The organism is Haladaptatus sp. CMAA 1909 (assembly GCF_043952005.1).
Taxonomy (GTDB): Archaea; Halobacteriota; Halobacteria; order Halobacteriales; family Haladaptataceae; genus Haladaptatus.
Map to the genome: position 1 here is coordinate 845,180 of NZ_JBIOAV010000002.1, position 19,069 is coordinate 864,248.

Consider the following 19,069-nt stretch of genomic DNA (forward strand, 5'->3'; position numbering starts at 1 on the left):
TCGATTCGGTCGTTTCGTGGCACAGACACGGCACCAACGCAGTAATCGGCATCGGGACCTGTAGCTCACATTCGGGCTGGGTAACGTGGCGGCGTAAAACGGTATGCAAAGATCGTGAAACCGCGCGTCCGAAATCGGACGACTTCTAAGAATAGATGTAATTGGTATATATTCTCCAATAGGTAGATTAGGTGGTTCAGCTATCTATCATAGCGTTGGCTCGCTTCTGCTGTGGCTTTCTCCTCGAAAAATGAGCGATACTCGGTGACACCCCCTCGAAGACCGACGGTGCGGTTTATGGTTCCCAATCCGACTGTCTCATATCCTAACTGTTGCACAAAGCATTTACCGTACCCGACGAAGGTCCATTCGTGGCGCGGTCGCCAATGACTCCCTGACGAGGTCCCTCGGGTCTGGCGCCATCACTCCCGACCCACCCCTACCCTGCCCCGCCACGTCCTCCCCCCGCTTGCACGCGTGCCATAGCGTACCCCGAGCGGGGACTCCATTCATACCTCATTCGTCACCCGAGAGAGGCCTTCACGTATCTCGAAAGGGGGCCGATAACGACCCCTTCGACCGTGAACGTGGGGATGATCATCAGTCCGACGACGACGGACGTGTACGCGCCGACGAAGCCGCCGGTGCCGACGTCAGCAGTGGTGAGCACCGTCCTCGCTGCGCTGAAAGCGCCCAATAGTACCATCGTTGCAACGCCGCCGAGAAGCCCCGCGAGAGCGCCATCGAACATGCCGTCCGATATCGTTTCCGCGGTCCACCCGGCGATGATTCCGCCACATATTCCCCACGGCGCGACGGCACCGCTTCCACCGACGCTCCCCGCGAACGCGCTACTGACGGCCGTTATCGCCGCCCCCACATATATCGCTCTGCTAACCATTACGCGTACTGCACTATCGTCGCGTAAATGTCTTTGGCCGGTACGGAATCGCGTTTCTCACGGAAAGAGGGGAACACTCGACCGGGACGGTCAGCGACTCACGAGCTCGTAGGGGTCGGCTCCGTCGGGAAGCGGACTTTCGTATTCGTGATCCGCCGACCGTTCTTCGAACTCCGCACGCGCCTGCCGTCGGAGTTCTTCGTCTTCGAGCAGGTCGACGAGCGTCGCCGCGATGGTCTTCGAGGCGAACTCCATTCCCGCCGTCCCCAAACTCTTCCCGGACGCCACGGCTTGCCAGGAGTGAGCGGGGGTGCCGACGGGCCACGTCGCGGCCCTGAACCGGCCGAGCGGGACGTTCCACGAGACGTCGCCGGAATCCGTCGAGTAGGACCCCGTTTGTCCCTCGTCCGTCGCATCGATGGGCGTGGAGAACATCGCCTCCTCGCGCGCCGCCTCTCGCTCCGATTCGGGGAGTTCTCGGAGGGCTCCCTCCGCGTCGCCGAGCGTTTCGCGGAGTTCGGCTGCGAACGCTTTCTGCTCGTCGTCGAGCGGGAAATCGGCTCGTTTCATGTTCTCCAAAATCGCGTCGGCGAGGGTGTGGTTCGGCAGGACGCCGTACATCCCGGACGTCTTCGTCGCGTCGAGGTCCGTTCGCGTCATCGCCGCGGCCGCTTCGGCGATATCGCGAACCCAGTCGGAAATCCGTTCCACTTCCTCGCGCTCGGGGGCACGCACGAGGTACTCCACGCTCGCCTCGCCGGGAACGACGTTCGCCGCGGAACCGCCGTTCTGGATGACGTAGTGGATGCGCGCGGCGTCGGAGACGTGTTCGCGCATGAACTCCACGCCCATGTTCAGGAGCTGTACCGCATCGAGCGCCGACCGCCCGGATTCGGGGGCGGCCGCGGCGTGCGAGGTCTCCCCGTGGAACGTGAAGTCGAACGCGTCGACGGCGAGACACGACCCCTTCCCGGGCGCGTTGTACCAGCCGGGATGCCACGAGACGACCGCACCCACGTCGTCGAAGGCCCCGTCGCGGACCATGTACACTTTCCCGCCACCGGCCTCCTCCGCCGGCGTGCCGAAGAAGACGACCGACCCTGACAACTCGCCACCTTCGATGGCGCGCTTGACGGCGATTGCACCGCCGAGACTGCCGACGCCGAAGAGGTTGTGTCCGCAGCCGTGCCCCGGCGCACCGGCTTCGATCGGTTCTCGTTCGGCGGTCGCCGCTTGGCTCATTCCCGGCAGGGCGTCGAATTCGCCCATGGTCCCGACGACGGGCTCTTCCTCCCCGTATCGCGCGACGAACGCCGTCTCGATGCCGCCGACGCCGGTCGTCACCTCGAACCCTTCCTCCCGAAGAACCGACCGGAGCCGCTCGCTCGATTCGGACTCCCGGAGCGCGACTTCGGGATTTTCCCAGATGTCGCGGGCGATAGTCCGTAGTCGCTCACGCTCGGCTTCGATGGTGTCGAACAACGCGTCCTTCACCGTCTCCTTTTCGGACTCCCGTTCCCGTACAGTCATGTACTAGCTGTTAACGGACGGTAGCAAAAGGGTTCGCTCACCGGCAGTCGGCGGTCGGAGTCGAGGTGAATCTCGGTCGATCACGCGCCCGTGCGGTCGACCGTTCCGATTCGTACCCACGCGACGGCGGTCACGACCAGTAACCCGACGAGCGGAACGACCAGGAGTCGCATCGCCCGGACGACGCCCATCCCGTCGATGACGAATCCCATCGCCGCGGGAACGCCCGCGATACCGCAGGAGGAGACGACGAGGGCGATGGCGTTGACCGGTGCGCTGTGTTCGGGCGTGCTCTCCGTGGCGTACGCCAGCAACGTCGGATACAGTCCCGAGAGCGCGAGTCCGATACCGAAGATTCCGGCCAGTACCGCGACCCCCGACGCAAACACGAACGTATAGACTGCCGACAGCAGACAGATGCTTCCGAGACCGAAGCTCAGCGGGACGTAGCCGAATCGCTCCGCGAGCGACCCGGCGACGAACCGTCCGGGAATGTAGGCGACCAGCAACACGCTCAGCGAGAGGGTTACCAACGATCCGGGAAGCCGACCTTGGGTGTACGTCGTGAGCCACGTGAACAGCCCGCCCTCGACGCCGGTCGAGAACAGGATACAGACCGCCATCACCAACACCGCGGGCTTGCGACCGATTCGGCGCAACTCCATCAACGTCAGCGGGTCGTCGCCACCGCCGACGGACGGCTTCGGGAGATACCACATGAGCGCGACGACCGGGAGAAACGACGCGCCGAGCGCGTAGTACGCGAACCGCCAGTTCCCGGCCCAGAGCGCGGCGGTTACGGCGAGCGGGCCGAGCGTCGCGCCGACGGCCCACATCATATCGTAGTAGCCGAACAGTCGACCGCGTCTGTGGGGGTACAGGTGGCTCAACAGCGGTCTATCGCTTCCCCGTCCGATGCCCCTGAACGACCCTCGGAGGACCAAGGCGACGAGAAAGAGCCCGAACGACGGGACTAGCCCCATCAGGAGGACGCCGACGCCGGCACCGGCGATTCCGAGCAACAGGAGTATCCGGGTGTCGTACCGCCCGGCGACGGCACCGACGGCCGCGACGAAAATCAGGAATCCGACCGTCCCCGCGGGCGGGACTAGTCCCAACTGCCACTGGGAGGTGCCGAAGTCGTCCCGAATGACGGGGATGATGGCACCCCGCATCTGCAACGCGGCCCCTTCGAGCGCGATGAACCCGAAAATCGCCACCGTCCACCAGCGACGGGTGTCGAAATCCGCGACGGCTTCGTCGTCGGTGACCGTTTCCATACGCTGGCGAGGACGCAGCGTCGGAAATATATTGTGTAGCGTCCGCCGTAATTATCACGTATTTTATCCGCAGATCGACCGCAGCAGGAGGGGGGCGTTCAATCCTCGTACACCTCCAACAGCTCGGTATATCGTTTTCTGATGGTCACGGGGGCGACGCGGGCGACGGTCCCGACTCGCTCCTGTGTCACCGATTCGTTGCAGAGCGTCGCGGCCGCGTACACCGCCGCCGCCGCGAGCGCGACGGGACTCTTCCCGCTGTGTACGTTGTGGCGCTTCGCGGCATCGAGAAGGGCGCGAGCTCGCCGTTCCGACTCGTCGCTCAAATCGAGTTCGGAGGTGAATCGGGGGACGAACTGCGCCGGGTCGGTGGGCGCGATTCCGATGGCCAACTCGCTCGTGATGTAGCGATACGCCCGTTGAATTCGTCGCCGTTCGACTCGACTGACGACCGCGAAATCGTCAAGACTGAGCGGCACATCTCCCTGTCGGGCCGCCGCATAGAGGCTTGCAGTCGCCATCCCTTCGATGGAGCGTCCGGGAAGCAGGTCGTCTTCGAGCGCCCGTCGATAAATGACGCTGGCAGTTTCGGCGTCCGATTTGGAGATGTCGAGGGCCGCTGTCATCCGGGAAATCTCCCCCAGAGCGTGCTTGAGGTTCCGCTCACGGTTCGATTTCGAGCGATATCGCTCGTCCCACGTACGGAGTCGCTGCATCTTCCGCCGCTTTCGATTCGCGAGGGCGTTCCCGTGTGCATCCACGTCCCGTCGGCCGATCGTCGCGCTCAATCCCTTGTCGTGGAGTTGGTACGTCATGGGCGCGCCGACCCGACTGCGTTGCTGGTTCTCCTCGGTGGAGAACGAACGCCACTCGGGGCCGCGGTCGATACGGCTCTCGGAGACGACGAGTCCGCAGTCATCACAGACTATCTCGGCCGCATCGCCCGAGATCGAAATCCGTGCTTCACACTCCGGACACTCGCGAGTGCCGGTGTCGACGCTCCGCTCTTCGCGGTTCTCGTGATCCGTTTCGGTTTGTCGGTCCGTGGATCGTGTTCGCTGTTCCATTGTACGACTCCGTCCGCGTCCTCGGTCCCGCTATGACTGTGTGTGGCATACACGATAGTCGAATCGATGATTTTCAAAAAGTAAGAATGGCGTCGAGAGACCGTCGAAACGACCGTTCACGCACGGCTCGGGGGCGTATTCCGAACGCCAGGCTAACGCGACAGTGGACACGGTTCCCAAATGACCGACGGCCGGTTACTCGTAGTACGGTTTCCGTTCGACGACCTCGGCGAAGGCGACGTTCGCCGCGACGTTGGTGATTTCGACGGTGACGCGGTCGCGCTTTTCCGTGTCGGGAACGATGAGCACGTAGCCGCGGTCGATGCGGGCGATTCCGTCGCCTTGGTCGCCGATACCTTCTATCTCTACCGTGTGGCGATCCCCCTCCTCGACCGGCGGTTCCTGTTGTGGTTGCCGTGTCTGTTCCGGTTGTCGTGTTTGTTGTGGCTGTTTTTCCTGCGGGGAGGAAGCCGTCGATTCCTCCGTCTCCGCGTCGGGACGGTCGACCGGTCCGAGTACGGCGATCCGATACGCCTCACCGCGTTCGACGTCACCCTTCGTAATCTCCCGCTCGGGGATGGTAATCGTGTACGAATCGCCGTCTTCGTTCACCGTCGCACTAAATACGCTAAGTAATTCGTCGGGAATATCCATAGAAACTCTCTTTCAGTATACCGTTATACGAACAGAACCTTGACTCCACCGATATCGGTAGCTGTTCCGCCTCGTTCCGGCCGAAACCTGACAGGGGCGTGGGTAGTTGTGGCAAAATGTGGCGTGGTCACTTCCTTCATACCAGGGGACTACGTCAGGACGTAGCAATGAGTACGGTATCACAGCGAGAAAAATCGGCCGAACTCGTACACGTCTCTACCCGTGTACTGATGACCTCACGAACTGCCCTTTGTGCCAACTGTGGGATAGAAGTGAAACTCGACCAGCGCCACAAGTACGTCTCCGCTTCCCGTCCAGAAGCGGACGAGGACGACCGCTTCGAAGAATCGGTGCTGTGCGGTGCCGACTGTGTTGCCGATTTCGTCTAATATCGCCACTTTAGCCACAAATGGCGTCCGTTCTCACCGAACATGTTCCGTCGTCCGGTGCCACGAGTGCTCGATACGGGAACCCTTATTGTATTGGATGACGAAGCACAGAGGTCATGTCACTCTCTGCTGCGGTGCGGCAGTGGTTAGCTGACGAGAACGGCCTTATTTACGAATGTCGGAACTGTGGAACGACGCTGGACCCTTCGGACCAAATCTGTCCCGTCTGTGGATCGTCCGAAATCGTCGAATTCGACGTCTCGTAATCGTCCGATTCGGTATCTCGACCCGTTTCGTGTGCCCATTAACCCTGCGAAACGTCCGATAACACGTCCGCCCTCGCTCACGGCGATTCCGGCGGTGGACGGGACGACCTCGGCAGGAGACCGACCGAAGCAGTTACTGCGTTTAACTCCGGGAACACATCCCATCAGCCTGACCGTTCTTCGAATCGTTTTCGTCACCTGTCTCCGGTCCGTCACACCGACTCGCTCCATTCGATCCGTAACCCATGGTGGCAACGCGTGGCTAACATGTTGGAAGTAATTTTTCTGCCTCAATTATTATGTCGCTCGATCCCGAGTCGCTATTTGCAGGCGCTCATGACACAAGATCATACTCTGGAGAGCACGGATGAAGTCGGGGACGCGAATAGTACAGGGACGGTTACGGGAAGAAATCAAGGGTTGGCGGCGGGAGATAGCTCGCCGACTCGACGGCGGTTCGTCGGCGGGTTGGCGTCGCTCGTCGCGGCGTCGACGTTTTCGCTCACCGTCGCCGACGAAACGGCCGCGCAGGTAACCGATGGCGACGATGGACCGACACAACGACTCCGTTCCCCGGATCGTTCCGTCGAGGTGACGGTGAGCGTCGCGGACGGCGTGCCGAGGTACAGCGTCGCCTACGACGGAACGACCGTCGTGGACGACGCGGGGTTGGGCTTCGAGTTCCGGAACCAACCCGACTTCGTCGAGGGACTCACCGTCACCGGTAGCGAACGGTCCACGACGGACGAGACGTGGACACCGGTATGGGACCAGTACGACGAAATCCGGGAACACTACGAGGAGTTGCGCCTCGGTTTGGCCGAGTCCGGCGAGGACGGACGTGCGCTGACGCTGGAAATCCGCGCCTTCGACGACGGCGTCGGGTTCCGATACGTCTTCCCGGAGGAGGGTGGCTTCGGCGACTTCGTCGTGAGCGCAGAGCGCACCGAGTTCGCCTTCGCGGACGATTACGACGCGTGGTGGATTCCCAACGACTTCAACAGCTACGAGTACACGTACAACGAGACGCCGCTGAGCGACATCGGAGCCGAGAGTTCCTTCGGCGGTGCGCACACGCCCATCACGATGCGGGCGGCCGACGACCTGTACGTGAGCGTCCACGAGGCGGATCTCGTCGACTACGCGGGGATGACCGTCGAACCCACTTCGGAGGGGGGTACGACCTTCGAGGCCGCGCTGGCACCCCTTCCCGACGGGACGAAAGTGTCGGCTTCGGCCCCGCATCGGTCGCCGTGGCGGACGATTCAACTCGGCGAACGCCCCGGCGACCTCGTCGAGTCGAACCTGATCGTCAACCTCAACGAGGAGTACGACCCCGACGAGTTCCCGCAAGGCGTCGATTGGATAGAGCCACAGAAGTTCGTCGGCGTGTGGTGGTTGATGATAACCGGTCGCGCCCAGTGGGAGTATCAGGGCATGCAGACCGGCAATCACGGCGCCCAGACCGGCCGGGTGAAACAGTACATGGACTTCGCGAGCGAACACGACATCTCCGGCGTCCTCGTCGAGGGGTGGAACGAAGGCTGGTCGAGCTATCCCGACGGCGGCGGCGGGTCGTTCGACTTCACCGAACCGTACCCGGACTTCGACCTGCGGGAGGTGACGAGTTACGGGCCGAGCCTCGACCCGCCGACGCAGATGACGATGCACAACGAGACCGCGGGCGGGTTCGAGAACTACGAGTCCCAACTGGACGAGGCGTTCCCGCTGTACGACGACCTCGGGATTCACACGGTCAAGAACGGGTACGTCAACGACGACGGCGACCTCGCCGGCGAGGGACACAACCACCACAATCAGGTGCTGGTAAACCACCACCATCTCGTCGCTCGCACGGCCGCGGCCAACCGACAGATGTTGGAGATGCACGAGCCGATTCACCCCACGGGGCGTCGACGCACCTATCCCAACCTGATGACACGCGAGGGCGTGTACGGACAGGAGTACGACTCCTTCGGCGAGGTTCCGCCGTCCCACCACGTCACGTTCCCGTTCACGCGGATGCTCGGCGGTCCCGTCGAGTTCACGCCCGGAATCTTCGACATGGACTCCGGGTCGGGCGGCATCGAGACGACGCGAGCGAAACAACTCGCGATGTACCCGACGTACTTCAGCGGCCTCCAGATGGTCGCTGACCTCCCGAGTTCCTATCTGGCCGACCAGCCGCCTACCGTCTCCGTCGGCGACGTCGCACAGGCCGAGTTCGGGGACGACGACGGCTTCGGCGCGGCGTCGAGTTGGACCAACGCCCAAGGCGAGCGGTACGTCGAGGTGGACCCCAACAGCGCAGCCCCCGGTTCGACGGTGACGTGGACGCTCGAAGACGTCGCGGCGGGCGAGCACGACCTGCACCTGCGGTACGCCAGCGATGCGGAGAACAACGCTGTACCCGCCGACCAGCCACGAACTGCCACCATCACCGTCGACGGCTCGCCCGCCGCACAGGTCACGTTCCCGACGACGGACTACTGGGACGTCTGGGATTCCGTCTCGGCGACCGTGACGCTCGAAGACGACGCCGAGACGGTCGGCGTCCTGCTCTCCGAGGACGACAGCGGCGGGTTCAACCTCGATTCAGTCGCGCTCACCGACACCGGCGAACCGATGCCGGAACCGGAAACCGCGCCGATTCGCGGTCCGACCATCGACGCCTTCCAGTTCATCGAGGACGTCCCCGCGGCGGGGTGGGACGACACCCGCGTCCTCGATTCCGCCATCGGCGACCACATGGTCACGGCACGAAAGAAGGACGACGTCTGGTACGTCGGTGCGATGACCGACGAGGGCGGTCGCGCGCTCGACATCGACCTCGGATTCCTCAGCCCCCGGCCGGAGCGGGGGAGAAACCGTGGAAATGGAAGGAAGCACGGAAAAGGCGGACGGCGCGGAGAGGGAGGACGACACGGACGCGACGACTGCCACCGGCCGAGGGGACCGAAGTACGTCGCCGAACTATACTCGGACGGCATCGACGCGAGTTTTGACGGGAACCTCGAACCGGTCCGCATCGACGAGGCCATCGTAACGCCGGACACGACGCTCGTGGCCTCGATGGTCGGAAGCGGCGGCACCGCCGTCCGGATTCGTCCCGCTCGCGGCCGGGAAATTCACGACTTGCCCACGTACGAACGACCCGAACAGGACGTCGAGGTTGCCGTCAACGACGAGACGTTCATCCGGGAGCCGTTCATCACTGCGACTGGATCGAACGACGGTGACTACATCGGCGGTACCACGGCCGAAGTGGTCATCGACGGCGAAATTCGAACCGTATCGAACGTCCGGTTCCCGCCCAACACCGCGGACGCGACCGACGAGTTCGCCTTCGCCCTCGACGAACCGGGAACCTACGAAGTAACGGTTCGGACGACGGACGGGGACACCCTGGCGACGGAAACCGTGAGGGTCACGCCGCCGGAAACCGTCGCCGTCATCGACGACGCGACCGGCGACGACGACGGTCCCGGCGCGTACACCTATCCGACCGCCGACGCGTACCGCGACGGAGCGTTCGACTTGTCGTCGGTTTCGGTCGCACGGACGCCCAGTCTGGCCCGGTTCACGTTCGAGGTCGAGACCCTCTACGACGTGTGGGGCGGCCGGTTCTCGCCGCACATGTTCGTCCTGTGGGTGCGCGACCCCGACATGAGCGGGGGAACGGCCGAGAACCTCGACGACCTCGGGGCGAACGTCTCCTTCGAGCGGCCATGGCACTACCGCCTGCACATCACCGGGTGGGCGATGGGTGCGGTCGACGCGGGCGGTTCCGCATTGACCGACGAGAACGGGAACGCCGTCTCCCTCCGTCCCAGCGTCGACTTCGATGCCGGGACGGTCACGCTGGACATCGCTCACGACGCCTTCGGCGGTTCCGACCTCGAAAACCTGGAAATCGTCGCCGGCGTCGGCTCCGAAGAGTACGGCAAGTTCAGGCCCGTTCTCGCAGAGGCCGGCGGCCACCGGTTCGGCGGGGCAAAGGCCGATGCCATCGACCGAGCGCCGCTGCTCATCGACGTGATCACACCCGAGGACGTTTCACAGGGGACGGTGCTCGACTACTCCGCGGACGCGCTGGCGGCGGTGCCGTACGTGTCGCTCGAATAGGGAAAATCGGCTCTCGTCGTCGTTCATGCTCCGCTCTTCTTTTTTCGGCATCACCCCCACGTCCACCGCGAATCGAGGACGAACCGATAGACGCCACTGATCGCGATTGCGACGGCGTTGGCGAGTAGATAGAGAACGTCTCCCGAGTTCACGAGGACGTAGAGGATACCGAGTTGAATCGGAATCGCCGTTCCGCGCACGACGTTCGTTTTGAGCAATCCGGAGAGATAGTCGCTCCTCGTGGCGTTTCGAGTCGCTCGGAACGTCCACGCGTTGTTGAGCGTGTACTGGAACAGGATCGTGATTTCGATGGCGATCAGCGCGCCGAGCAGGTAGTTGAGCCCGGCTTTGTCGACGAACGTCCACAGCAGGACGAGTTGAACGCCTGCGGCGATGCTCCCGACGACGACGAACCGCCGTAACTGCGGTAGCGTGCCGCGTCGGAGGTCACGAAGGAACTCCCGAACCATCCCTTCATATCTGAGGGGGCGGGCGGTGTATCCCTGTCGTTTCTCCTCGGACCCGTCCGTGCAATCGACGAAAGAGTGGGTATCTCGGCGGGCCGGTTCGATGGTCGTTTCCTGACAATAACGTTAAGCTCCATCGACGGAACTGGTTTATTATGTCACGGATTTCGGATGCACAAAAGCGACGGCTCCGTGCCGCGTTCGACCGGCAACTGGACGTCGGACTGCATCACGGTGCCCAACTGGCGGTGTACGTGGACGGGGAACTCGCGGTAAATTTCGCCGGCGGTTCGACCACCCCCGATGGCGAACCGACGACGACGGAAACCCCGCACATCGTCTTCTCGTGTACGAAACCCTACGTGGGAGTCGGGTTACACCAACTCGTCGAACGGGGCGAGGCGGGCTACGACGACCCCGTCGTCGACCACTGGCCCGAATTCGCCGACGAGGGGTGCGAAAAGGCCGATATCACCCTTCGACACGTCCTCAGCCACACCGCCGGCATCCCGTACGGGGAGTTCGACGAACGGGCCGATAAGTGGGGGGACTGGGACGCCGTCGTGCAGGCGATGGAGGACATCGAACCCGTCTTTCCGCCGGGTGAGAAACCGGCGTATCACGCGTTTAACTACGGTTGGGTGGTCGGCGAACTCATCCGCCGAATCAGCGGCCACCCCGTCGAAGAGTACGTCGCTCGAAACGTGTTCGAGCCCCTCGGTATGGACGACACCTCCATCGGCCTCGACGAAGACGAGGCGGACGACGTCGCCACCCTTACCGGGTTCAACGTGTTCGACCGGTGCCGTGACCCGGGCGAAGGGTTGGGCATTCCGGCGAGCGAATCGGCCGAGACGTTCAATTCGGAGGCCGTCCATCGGGCGGTGATTCCGGCGGCAAACGGTATCGGAACGGCGCGGGACATGGCACGGTTCTACGCGTGTATCGCGAACGGGGGCGAACTCGACGGAACCCGGGTTCTCACGGAGGGGACGGTGGAGACGGCGACTCGAACGCACGCCGAAACCGAGTCCGACGGGACGCTTTCACGCCCGGCACGGTACGCGCTCGGCTTCTGGACCGGCGGCTTGGCCAACGACATGTTCGGTACCGTCAGCACCGAGCGGACCTTCGGACACGCCGGACTCGGGAGCATCTTCGGATGGGGCGACCCGGACCTGAATATCGGCTTCGCCTACGTGACCAACGGCATTCGCGAGGAGTCGTACGAGCACGCCGCGCGGGTGAACGCGCTGTCCGACGCCGTGCGGTTGCTGGTTCGACGATAAGCGGCGTCGGTCCGTCTCACGGATACGAACTCGCTTCGTATCGGTTGGTCGCTGTCCGGCGGTCGATCACGACCATACCTCAGTTAGAATACAAAAATTAAATAACTCATATAATCGACCAAAGGATTTGTGATGGTTCCCTCCTATGCTCCGCCCATGACCGACTCGCACGACGAACTCCTACAACAGGTGAACGAAATGCAGGCTGCACGCGGTCTTGACCCCGACACACGGAAGATAATCGGCGTTCTCAGCGAAACGATCGACACGCTCGGCCAGGAGATAGAGGAGCTTCAACAGCGTGTCGCGGAGTTGGAAGAGCAAGCCGAGAATAGCGATACTCCCGGCGACGGTGCCGACGGCGACGAACGAAAGCACGCCTGGTATTCGGAGCGTTGACTTCGAACTCCGTCTTTCGTTCTATCTCGCCGTCCTGATCCATCCGGTCGTCCCAGATCGTTCGTCACGCCGATTCCCGCCAACTCCAAGTGGGATTCCATCCGAGTACCTCGCGCGCTTTCCCGGTATCGACCAGCGACGCGTACTCGCCGTCGCCGAGCGAATCACGAACTTCGGTATCGGGGAAGACCTCCCTCACGAGTTCACGGGTCGGCGTTTCGGCGCTGGTGTCCGGCGCCGACACCCAGAAACGCTCGTGGCCCCGGAGGTCCGACTCGACCGCCAATCGAACGAGTTCGACCGCGTCCGACAGGTGAACGTACGTGAACAGCGTGTTTCGCTGCGTGTGAAAATCGTCGGCGTTTCGCATCCCTTCGAGGGTTCGGTCGGCCTCCACGAACGTCTCGCGCGCCAGGTTATCGTCGACTACCCACGGGAACCGTAACGAGAGTATCGTCCGTGGCCGGTTTTCGACGCGGCGCGCGAACGCGTCGGCGGCGATTTCGAGCGTCTGCTTTCCCAACCCGTACGGGTTCGACGGCGTCAAACGGTGGTCTTCGTCGAGCGGGAGGTAGTCGACGGTGATCCGCTCGGGTTCGAATCCGCCACCGACCGCGCTGAAACTCGACGCCAGAACCACCGTGTCGATTCCGAGCGCCCCCGCCGCCTCGAGAACGTGATAGCTGGACATGACGTTGCTCTCGTACGTCCGATAGCCCGGCGTTTCGTCCGGCGTCGGAATCATTCCCAAGTGGACGACGGCGTCGGCGTCGCTTTTTCCGAGCGAACTGTACACGGTCCCCGCATCGACCAAGTCCGTTCGAAGATAGACGTCAGAGAGATTCTCGTCGCGCTTGCCCCGCGAGAGGTTCACGGTTCGATAGCCTTCCTCGTTCAAGTGCGCCAATACCCCGCGTCCGACCCGGCCGCTTCCGCCGGTAACGACGACTGTCTCGCTCACGTTCGGTCTTCTCGTTCCGCCCGTAAAATACCCGCCGCGAGTCGTTCCACGTTCGGCGTCTTCGATGCCGACCAATGGCCGTGTCTGCCCGTGAGTCGCTCGTGCAACACCGGTTCGGTCTTCGGGTCAGTCGGTCTCCCGGTCCCCCGCTCGCACGGCAACCTCCGTGGTGTCGAAATCGACGTCCCCCGTCACTTCGAGGAGGTCCGGCGACATCTCGAATCCCTCGCGTTCGAACCGCTCTTTGACCGCTTGAAAGTACGCCGACCGAACGGAGAGATATTTCTCCCGGCTCGGACTCGAAATCCAAAACCGGGAGATCATGTCGATTCCGGCCGCTGTGACGCCATCCACTATCACCGTCGGTTCGGGATCCGTGAGAATTCGTGGGTTCGCTTGCGCTTCCTCGAGCAGGATCGTCCGCATGGCATCGATATCACCGTCGTACATGACGCTGAACGGATGGTCGATTCGAAGCCGGTCCTTGATGTCGTGGTTCGTCACTACGGTGTTGGCGAGCGTCGAGTTCGGAACGGTGATGAGTTCGTTCCGGAACGTTCGTACTCGCGTCGCACGAAAGCTGATGTCCTGGATGATTCCCTCGCTGCCGGTTTCCGCGCCGTCGGTTTCCTCGACGCTGCTTTCGCCCTTCCATTCGATCCAATCACCGATGTTGAACTTCGGGTCGGTGATCATGAACAGGCCCCCGACGACGTTGTTGAGAATATCGCGGGACGCGAAACCGATGGCGAGGGTCAACGCGGCGGCGAACCCACCCGTCACCGTCAAGAGGGATTCCAACCGGGCGAAGAACAGTCCGAGAACGAACGCGACGAAGTAACTGACGACGCGAGCGGTTCTGATCGCGGGTCGGCGGACGGTGAGGCTGACGCGTTCGTTGTTTAGAAGCCGCTCGATGAGCGGAATCGCCGCGACCCGTGCGAGGAGGGAGACAAGGACGAACGTCACTGCGAACACGAGGAGTTTGTAGAGAAACGTTTGGTAGCGAGCGGCGATATCGGGCTCGGACGCTTGCAACGCGAGAAGAGTAACGCCGCTGGGGAGCGTCGAACACATACGAACTGATACTGGCCACCGAAACTTCAGTATTTCTTCACTTTCTTTCGGTAGCCGCGTGGACAAATTCCTCGGTCGGTTCGACCGAAAGCGCGCGACTGTCGTACTCGTACGGTCACCTCGGTGACGCTTCGCCACGGTCCTGTAGTCCCGTGGCCACAATTCCTATACCGTTCGATTGCCCTCTCCGATACACTAACCCCATTCTTCAATGAGTAATATCGAACGCGACGATGACGAATATACGGGAAGCATGGAGTATCTCCTCGAAAAATCGTACGAACTCTTCGAGACTACGCTGTTCAGGGGGGACCGAAAAGTGGCCCTCGTCCTCACTACCGCCGTCTTCATCGGTTCCACGTACCTCCTGACGCACCGATATCCCGCGTACGGTGCGGGACTCTTCCTCAAAATCTCCGAAACCATCGTGAGTGGAAACTACGCGTTTCCCGCCCGAGTGGCGGGGTACACGCGAAACGGCGTTCCGTTCGCGTATCCACCGCTGGCCTTCTACGTCAACGCCGTCCTCCTCGACCTCGGCGTGAGTCCGCTCCGAATCGCGCGCGTGCTTCCGGCGATGGTGACGTCCATCGCCTTCGTTCCCTACTTCTACCTCGCCCGCGAGTTCCTTCCCTCGTCGGGGAAGGCCGGTGTCGCCGCGATCATCGCCGCCGTCACCCCGATGCTCCTGCAGTGGCACCTTTCTGCCGGCGGTATCGTCCGCGCGCCAGCGTTTTTCCTCCTCCTCTTCGGCCTGTACGTCGGCGTTCGGCTGTTCCGCTATCGGACCCATCTGTCGCTTACCGTCGCGCCCGTCCTCTTCGGGTTGCTGTTGCTTACGCACCCGACGTACTCCACGTTTTTCGCGGCCAGTTACGTCCTCTTTTTCCTCCGTGAGCAGCGGTCGCTCGACGGTCTCGGACGCGGACTCGTCGTCGCCGGAGGCGGACTGCTGATCGCGAGCCCATGGATACTGCGCGTCGTCTCGACGCACGGCCTCGACGTTTTCACGTCGGCGGCGGGGACGCACGGCGGCCTCGGAGCGGGAGTGACCGTCTTCTTGGACCGACTCGGGGACCCGTTCGTCGCGACGCCCGCCACTGTCGTCTGGTACGTCTTGCTCCTTCTGGGCATCTACGCCTTCGTCCGGCGGGAACGGTACTTCCTTCCGCTCTGGTTCGTGGCTTCGGTCTTCCTGATGGACGAGATTCGGTTCGCGTTCATCCCCGGTGTGATGATACTCACCATCGGACTGACGGACGTGTTGCCCACCATTTACGCCCGCCTCTCCGGTTCCGGTTCGAAACGAACTGCCACCTCGCAGATAGCCATTACCGCCGTCGTCCTCTGTTTGCTCGTCAGTCTCGGCGGCCTGTTCGTCGCGGGGCAGTCGGTCACGAACCACGACGCGATGCCGGCGTTCATCGACCGAGAGGATACGACCGCGATGTCGTGGGTTCAGGCGGAGACGCCGTCCGACGCGGAGTTCGTCGTCGTCGGCGACGCCGCGGAGTGGTTCCCGTACTTCACCGACCGGACGATTCTCGTCGGGCCGTGGGGCGTCGAATGGAGGACGCCGACGGCCTACCAGCGCCAGATGGACGCCTACAAGGGCATTTCGGGCTGCGACACCGCACGCTGTTTGACCCACACGATCCGCTCGCACGGGTATCGACCGTCGTACCTCTACATCCCGAAAGGGGAGTACACGGTGCGGGGTATCTCCACCGTTCAATCGGATCGCATGCGCCGGTCGCTCGAACGGAGTAACCGGTACGAAATCTCGTACGAGAATCCGGGCGTGCTGGTCGTTCGGGTTCGCGCGCCGGAGTGACTCGCGTCGCAGTCGATCACATCCACTCGACTTCCTATCACGTGAGCTAGAGGTAACACTACTCACTGATCCGTAAAATCATCTCCATCGGGCACAGTCTTTATCGTGCGACTCGACCAATCGCCCTTCTACGAATGGCTCCCCGGATGACTCGTCGTCATTTCCTCCGAGTAGGCGCAACCTCGTCCTCGGTCGGCCTCGCCGGCTGCAACACGTTGTCGACGTCGCCGGCCGACGGTTCGAAACGAACACAGGCCGTCGACAGGTCGCGCGAACTGGCGTCGAATCGGGAACCAGTGGACGTCCGCGGGGCCATCTACATCCCGACGCGGGCGTTCAACCGGTTCCAGATGTGGCGCGAGTACGACCCGGAGGTCATCGAACGCGATCTCGGCTACGCCGCCGATTTGAACCTCAACGCCATCAGAACGTGGCTGAGCTACGAGTTCTGGCTCGAAGACAGCACCGCACACGAGGAGCGACTGGAACACTTCCTCGAAACCGCGGACTCGTACGGAATCCAGGTCCTCCTCGGGTTGTTCGACAGTATCGGCGAAGAGCCGACCTTCGAGAACCTGCACGGCTCCGACCTTTTCACCGCCGTTCAGACGTTCTCTCCGTCGACGAGAACGATGCTCGACAAACAGCTCTGGGATGCGCCCCGAAACTTCATCCGGTGGTTCATGCGTCGATACCGAAACGACGAACGGTTGCTCGCCATCGAACTCTCGAACGAACCGGGGTGGAAGCGGTCGTCCCGAAAGTTCGTCGAGGCGATGGCGAAGGTGCTGACGCTCTATCGCGGTTCGAGACCCCTCACGATGGGATCGACGAGTCTCTCGAACAACACCCAATACCTCGACTGGGGGTTGGACATCCTCCAGTTCCACTACAACTTCGTCCAGACTCCGGCGCTGTTCCGGCGCGTACTCGAACAGGCGGCGCTCACGAAATCCAGACAGGGAAAGCAAGTGTGGCTCTCCGAGTGGCAGCGGGTCCGTCCGGGCGAGGGTTTCTTCGCGGACGTGACCGGCGACGCCCGCTATCCGGACTACTCGTCGCTCGCCCCGCTCATTCACGAGGCGAACATCGGGAACTTCTTCTGGTCGCTCATGCTGCGCCCGGCTTCCGAACTCCACTTCCGCAAACAGGGCGTGGTGAACGGCCTCTTTCACGAGGACGGTGCCGTCTGGAGTCTCGACGACGCCCGTTCCCTCAAAGCGATGTCCGGCGACCCGGACTACGACGGGACCGAACGCAAGGAGTACCCGGATTGGATGGCCGAGATGGAGGGTTCCACGATTTCGCGGACCGGTCCCCGTCCGAGATAACTCGCGCCGGTCTCTCGACGCTGTCCGTGCTGTTACGGAGATACGAGGAGAAAGCCCCGTCCTTTAGGGCGGGGATGGATCCGACAATCGACTACACAATCCACCGTCGATAGCATAGCCGATATTGGTTAGTTTTAACCCACTACAACTCTATTACACATGTAATGGTCACGGTGACAGTAACCGCGAAATTCCATCAACCAACACGGTCACGGCGGCAAGAATGGCAAGACGCCATGCTTGTCTACCGTGATACTAAGCAACAGTTGGTTAACGGATGGGACTCCGGCAAACTCGGCATGTCCGTGACCACAGCCAGCATTGACAACGGATTGTACTCGGCGGTTCAGAACCAAGCCATTCGAGAGGCAAAGGCCGAGTACAAGCGTGACGGGTGGATGGACTACACCGCCGCCCAACCGTTCGCTACGAATAACCAGAATTGGACGCTCGAAACGACTGATAACGGGTCGGTTGTAGTTGGCTTTCCCTGCATTTCGCAGTGGTGGCATACGCCGATTTGTGTCCATGACGAGATTCAAGAACCCATCGAGCGAATTCTCGACGGCGAAGCGAAGAAATCTCGTCTACAGGTCTACCGCCGTGGCGACGACTAGTTCTGCTCATTCACCGTCGAATACGATACTGTACCTGACGGTGAAACGCCGATAGGCGTTGATATTGGCGAGAGGCACATTCTCGCCGTCCACGCCCTCGGGACGGACGAATCAATGCTGGTCTCGGGAAAAGAGGCGCGATACGTCAGACGGAAATATCGTTCCCTTCGTGATTCGCTATCAGAAGCGGGAGCACTTCGTGCTCGCAACCACGTTGGTAATAAAGAACACCGCCGTATCCGCGACCTCAATCATACCCTCTCACGTCGGCTCATCGACTTTGCCAAGCAATTCGAGAATCCAGTGATTCGAATTGAAACACTCGAAGGAATCCGCGACCGTACCGGATGGTCGGGTATCCATTCGTGGCACTTCCACCAGCTTCAGACGTTCATCACCTACAAGGCTGAACAGGCCGGTATCCGCGTAGAAACGGTTGACCCGGCCTACACCAGTCAGAACTGTTCTTCATGTGGTGAACGCGGGTCACGGAACCACGACCATTTCAGATGTTCGTCGTGTGGCTACGAACGTCACGCTGATTTGAACGCGGCGGCGAACATCGGAAAACGAGAGGGGGAACCATGCACAACCTAACGCTTCGGGCGAGGCGAATTGTGCTCCCTTGCTGGTTGAACAGCCAGCCGTCTTTGACGTTCACAAGACCATGGGTCTTGTGCAGCCCATCAGAATCTTCGATTCTGAGGACGCCCATAGTTGATGGGGAGGAAGGCCGCTTTGACACGGCTCTACGCGCTGTAACGCACACCGTCGGTCATAATTCGGTGGCTACCGTTGACGTTCCACGCGAAAGCGTCCTTGAGAACCGAGGAAACGCGCAACCTCAATATCCTCTTTGAGGAATCCTCGCGCTTTAGCGCG

Annotated in this window: 15 protein-coding genes and 1 pseudogene; 8 read left to right on the forward strand and 8 right to left on the reverse strand. The window is 61.9% G+C overall.

The genetic code is table 11. From position 1 onward, the window contains the following. Positions 1-523 precede the first annotated feature (523 nt). The 5 genes from ACGYLY_RS21985 to ACGYLY_RS22005 form a co-directional block, all read right to left on the reverse strand. Positions 524-901: a hypothetical protein gene (locus ACGYLY_RS21985; RefSeq protein ID WP_395284417.1), complete on the reverse strand. Its 378-nt coding sequence runs from the start codon at positions 899-901 to the stop codon at positions 524-526. Between the two features lie 90 nt (positions 902-991). Beyond that, complete coding sequence (locus ACGYLY_RS21990; protein WP_395284416.1) at positions 992-2,431, reverse strand: amidohydrolase; 1,440 nt, start codon at positions 2,429-2,431, stop codon at positions 992-994. Positions 2,432-2,511: 80 nt separating this feature from the next. Further along, positions 2,512-3,711, reverse strand: a complete 1,200-nt coding sequence (locus ACGYLY_RS21995) for an MFS transporter (RefSeq protein WP_395284415.1) — start codon at positions 3,709-3,711, stop codon at positions 2,512-2,514. Positions 3,712-3,809: 98 nt separating this feature from the next. After that, complete coding sequence (locus tag ACGYLY_RS22000; protein ID WP_395284414.1) at positions 3,810-4,778, reverse strand: transcription initiation factor IIB family protein; 969 nt, start codon at positions 4,776-4,778, stop codon at positions 3,810-3,812. Positions 4,779-4,973: 195 nt separating this feature from the next. Next, complete coding sequence (locus ACGYLY_RS22005) at positions 4,974-5,432, reverse strand: TRAM domain-containing protein (RefSeq protein WP_395284413.1); 459 nt, start codon at positions 5,430-5,432, stop codon at positions 4,974-4,976. Positions 5,433-5,662: 230 nt separating this feature from the next. On the opposite strand from ACGYLY_RS22005, the gene ACGYLY_RS22010 reads away from it, so the two are divergent. From ACGYLY_RS22010 to ACGYLY_RS22020, 3 genes are all read left to right on the forward strand, one after another. Continuing rightward, entirely contained in the window at positions 5,663-5,821 is a 159-nt protein-coding gene (locus ACGYLY_RS22010) for a hypothetical protein (RefSeq protein ID WP_395284412.1), read from the forward strand. A 116-nt stretch (positions 5,822-5,937) separates the two neighbouring features. Continuing rightward, positions 5,938-6,087 (forward strand): zinc-ribbon domain-containing protein, encoded by a 150-nt coding sequence (locus tag ACGYLY_RS22015; protein WP_395284411.1) that lies wholly within the window; start codon positions 5,938-5,940, stop codon positions 6,085-6,087. 336 nt (positions 6,088-6,423) lie between these two features. After that, a complete protein-coding gene (locus ACGYLY_RS22020; RefSeq protein WP_395284410.1) occupies positions 6,424-10,212 on the forward strand; it encodes a glycoside hydrolase family 97 catalytic domain-containing protein in 3,789 nt (1,262 codons plus the stop codon). Between the two features lie 50 nt (positions 10,213-10,262). Here ACGYLY_RS22020 and ACGYLY_RS22025 read toward each other — a convergent pair whose 3' ends face one another. Then, positions 10,263-10,682 (reverse strand): GtrA family protein, encoded by a 420-nt coding sequence (locus tag ACGYLY_RS22025; protein ID WP_395284409.1) that lies wholly within the window; start codon positions 10,680-10,682, stop codon positions 10,263-10,265. A 152-nt stretch (positions 10,683-10,834) separates the two neighbouring features. On the opposite strand from ACGYLY_RS22025, the gene ACGYLY_RS22030 reads away from it, so the two are divergent. Both ACGYLY_RS22030 and ACGYLY_RS22035 read left to right on the forward strand, forming a co-directional pair. After that, positions 10,835-11,968 (forward strand): serine hydrolase domain-containing protein, encoded by a 1,134-nt coding sequence (locus ACGYLY_RS22030; RefSeq protein WP_395284408.1) that lies wholly within the window; start codon positions 10,835-10,837, stop codon positions 11,966-11,968. A 156-nt stretch (positions 11,969-12,124) separates the two neighbouring features. Continuing rightward, a complete protein-coding gene (locus tag ACGYLY_RS22035) occupies positions 12,125-12,367 on the forward strand; it encodes a hypothetical protein (protein WP_395284407.1) in 243 nt (80 codons plus the stop codon). A gap of 64 nt (positions 12,368-12,431) precedes the next feature. Here ACGYLY_RS22035 and ACGYLY_RS22040 read toward each other — a convergent pair whose 3' ends face one another. Further along, entirely contained in the window at positions 12,432-13,328 is an 897-nt protein-coding gene (locus ACGYLY_RS22040; RefSeq protein ID WP_395284406.1) for an NAD-dependent epimerase/dehydratase family protein, read from the reverse strand. A gap of 126 nt (positions 13,329-13,454) precedes the next feature. Then, positions 13,455-14,405, reverse strand: a complete 951-nt coding sequence (locus ACGYLY_RS22045) for a mechanosensitive ion channel family protein (protein WP_395284405.1) — start codon at positions 14,403-14,405, stop codon at positions 13,455-13,457. A 211-nt stretch (positions 14,406-14,616) separates the two neighbouring features. Here ACGYLY_RS22045 and ACGYLY_RS22050 point away from each other — a divergent pair, with 211 nt between their 5' ends. The 3 genes and pseudogenes from ACGYLY_RS22050 (at position 14,617) to ACGYLY_RS22060 (ending at position 18,784) form a co-directional block, all read left to right on the forward strand. Continuing rightward, entirely contained in the window at positions 14,617-16,239 is a 1,623-nt protein-coding gene (locus tag ACGYLY_RS22050) for a hypothetical protein (RefSeq protein WP_395284404.1), read from the forward strand. A gap of 215 nt (positions 16,240-16,454) precedes the next feature. Further along, positions 16,455-17,570, forward strand: coding sequence for a glycoside hydrolase (locus ACGYLY_RS22055; RefSeq protein ID WP_395284403.1), 1,116 nt, complete (start codon positions 16,455-16,457; stop codon positions 17,568-17,570). A 164-nt stretch (positions 17,571-17,734) separates the two neighbouring features. Continuing rightward, positions 17,735-18,784 (forward strand): annotated as a pseudogene (locus tag ACGYLY_RS22060) (RNA-guided endonuclease InsQ/TnpB family protein). Positions 18,785-19,069: the final 285 nt, after the last annotated feature.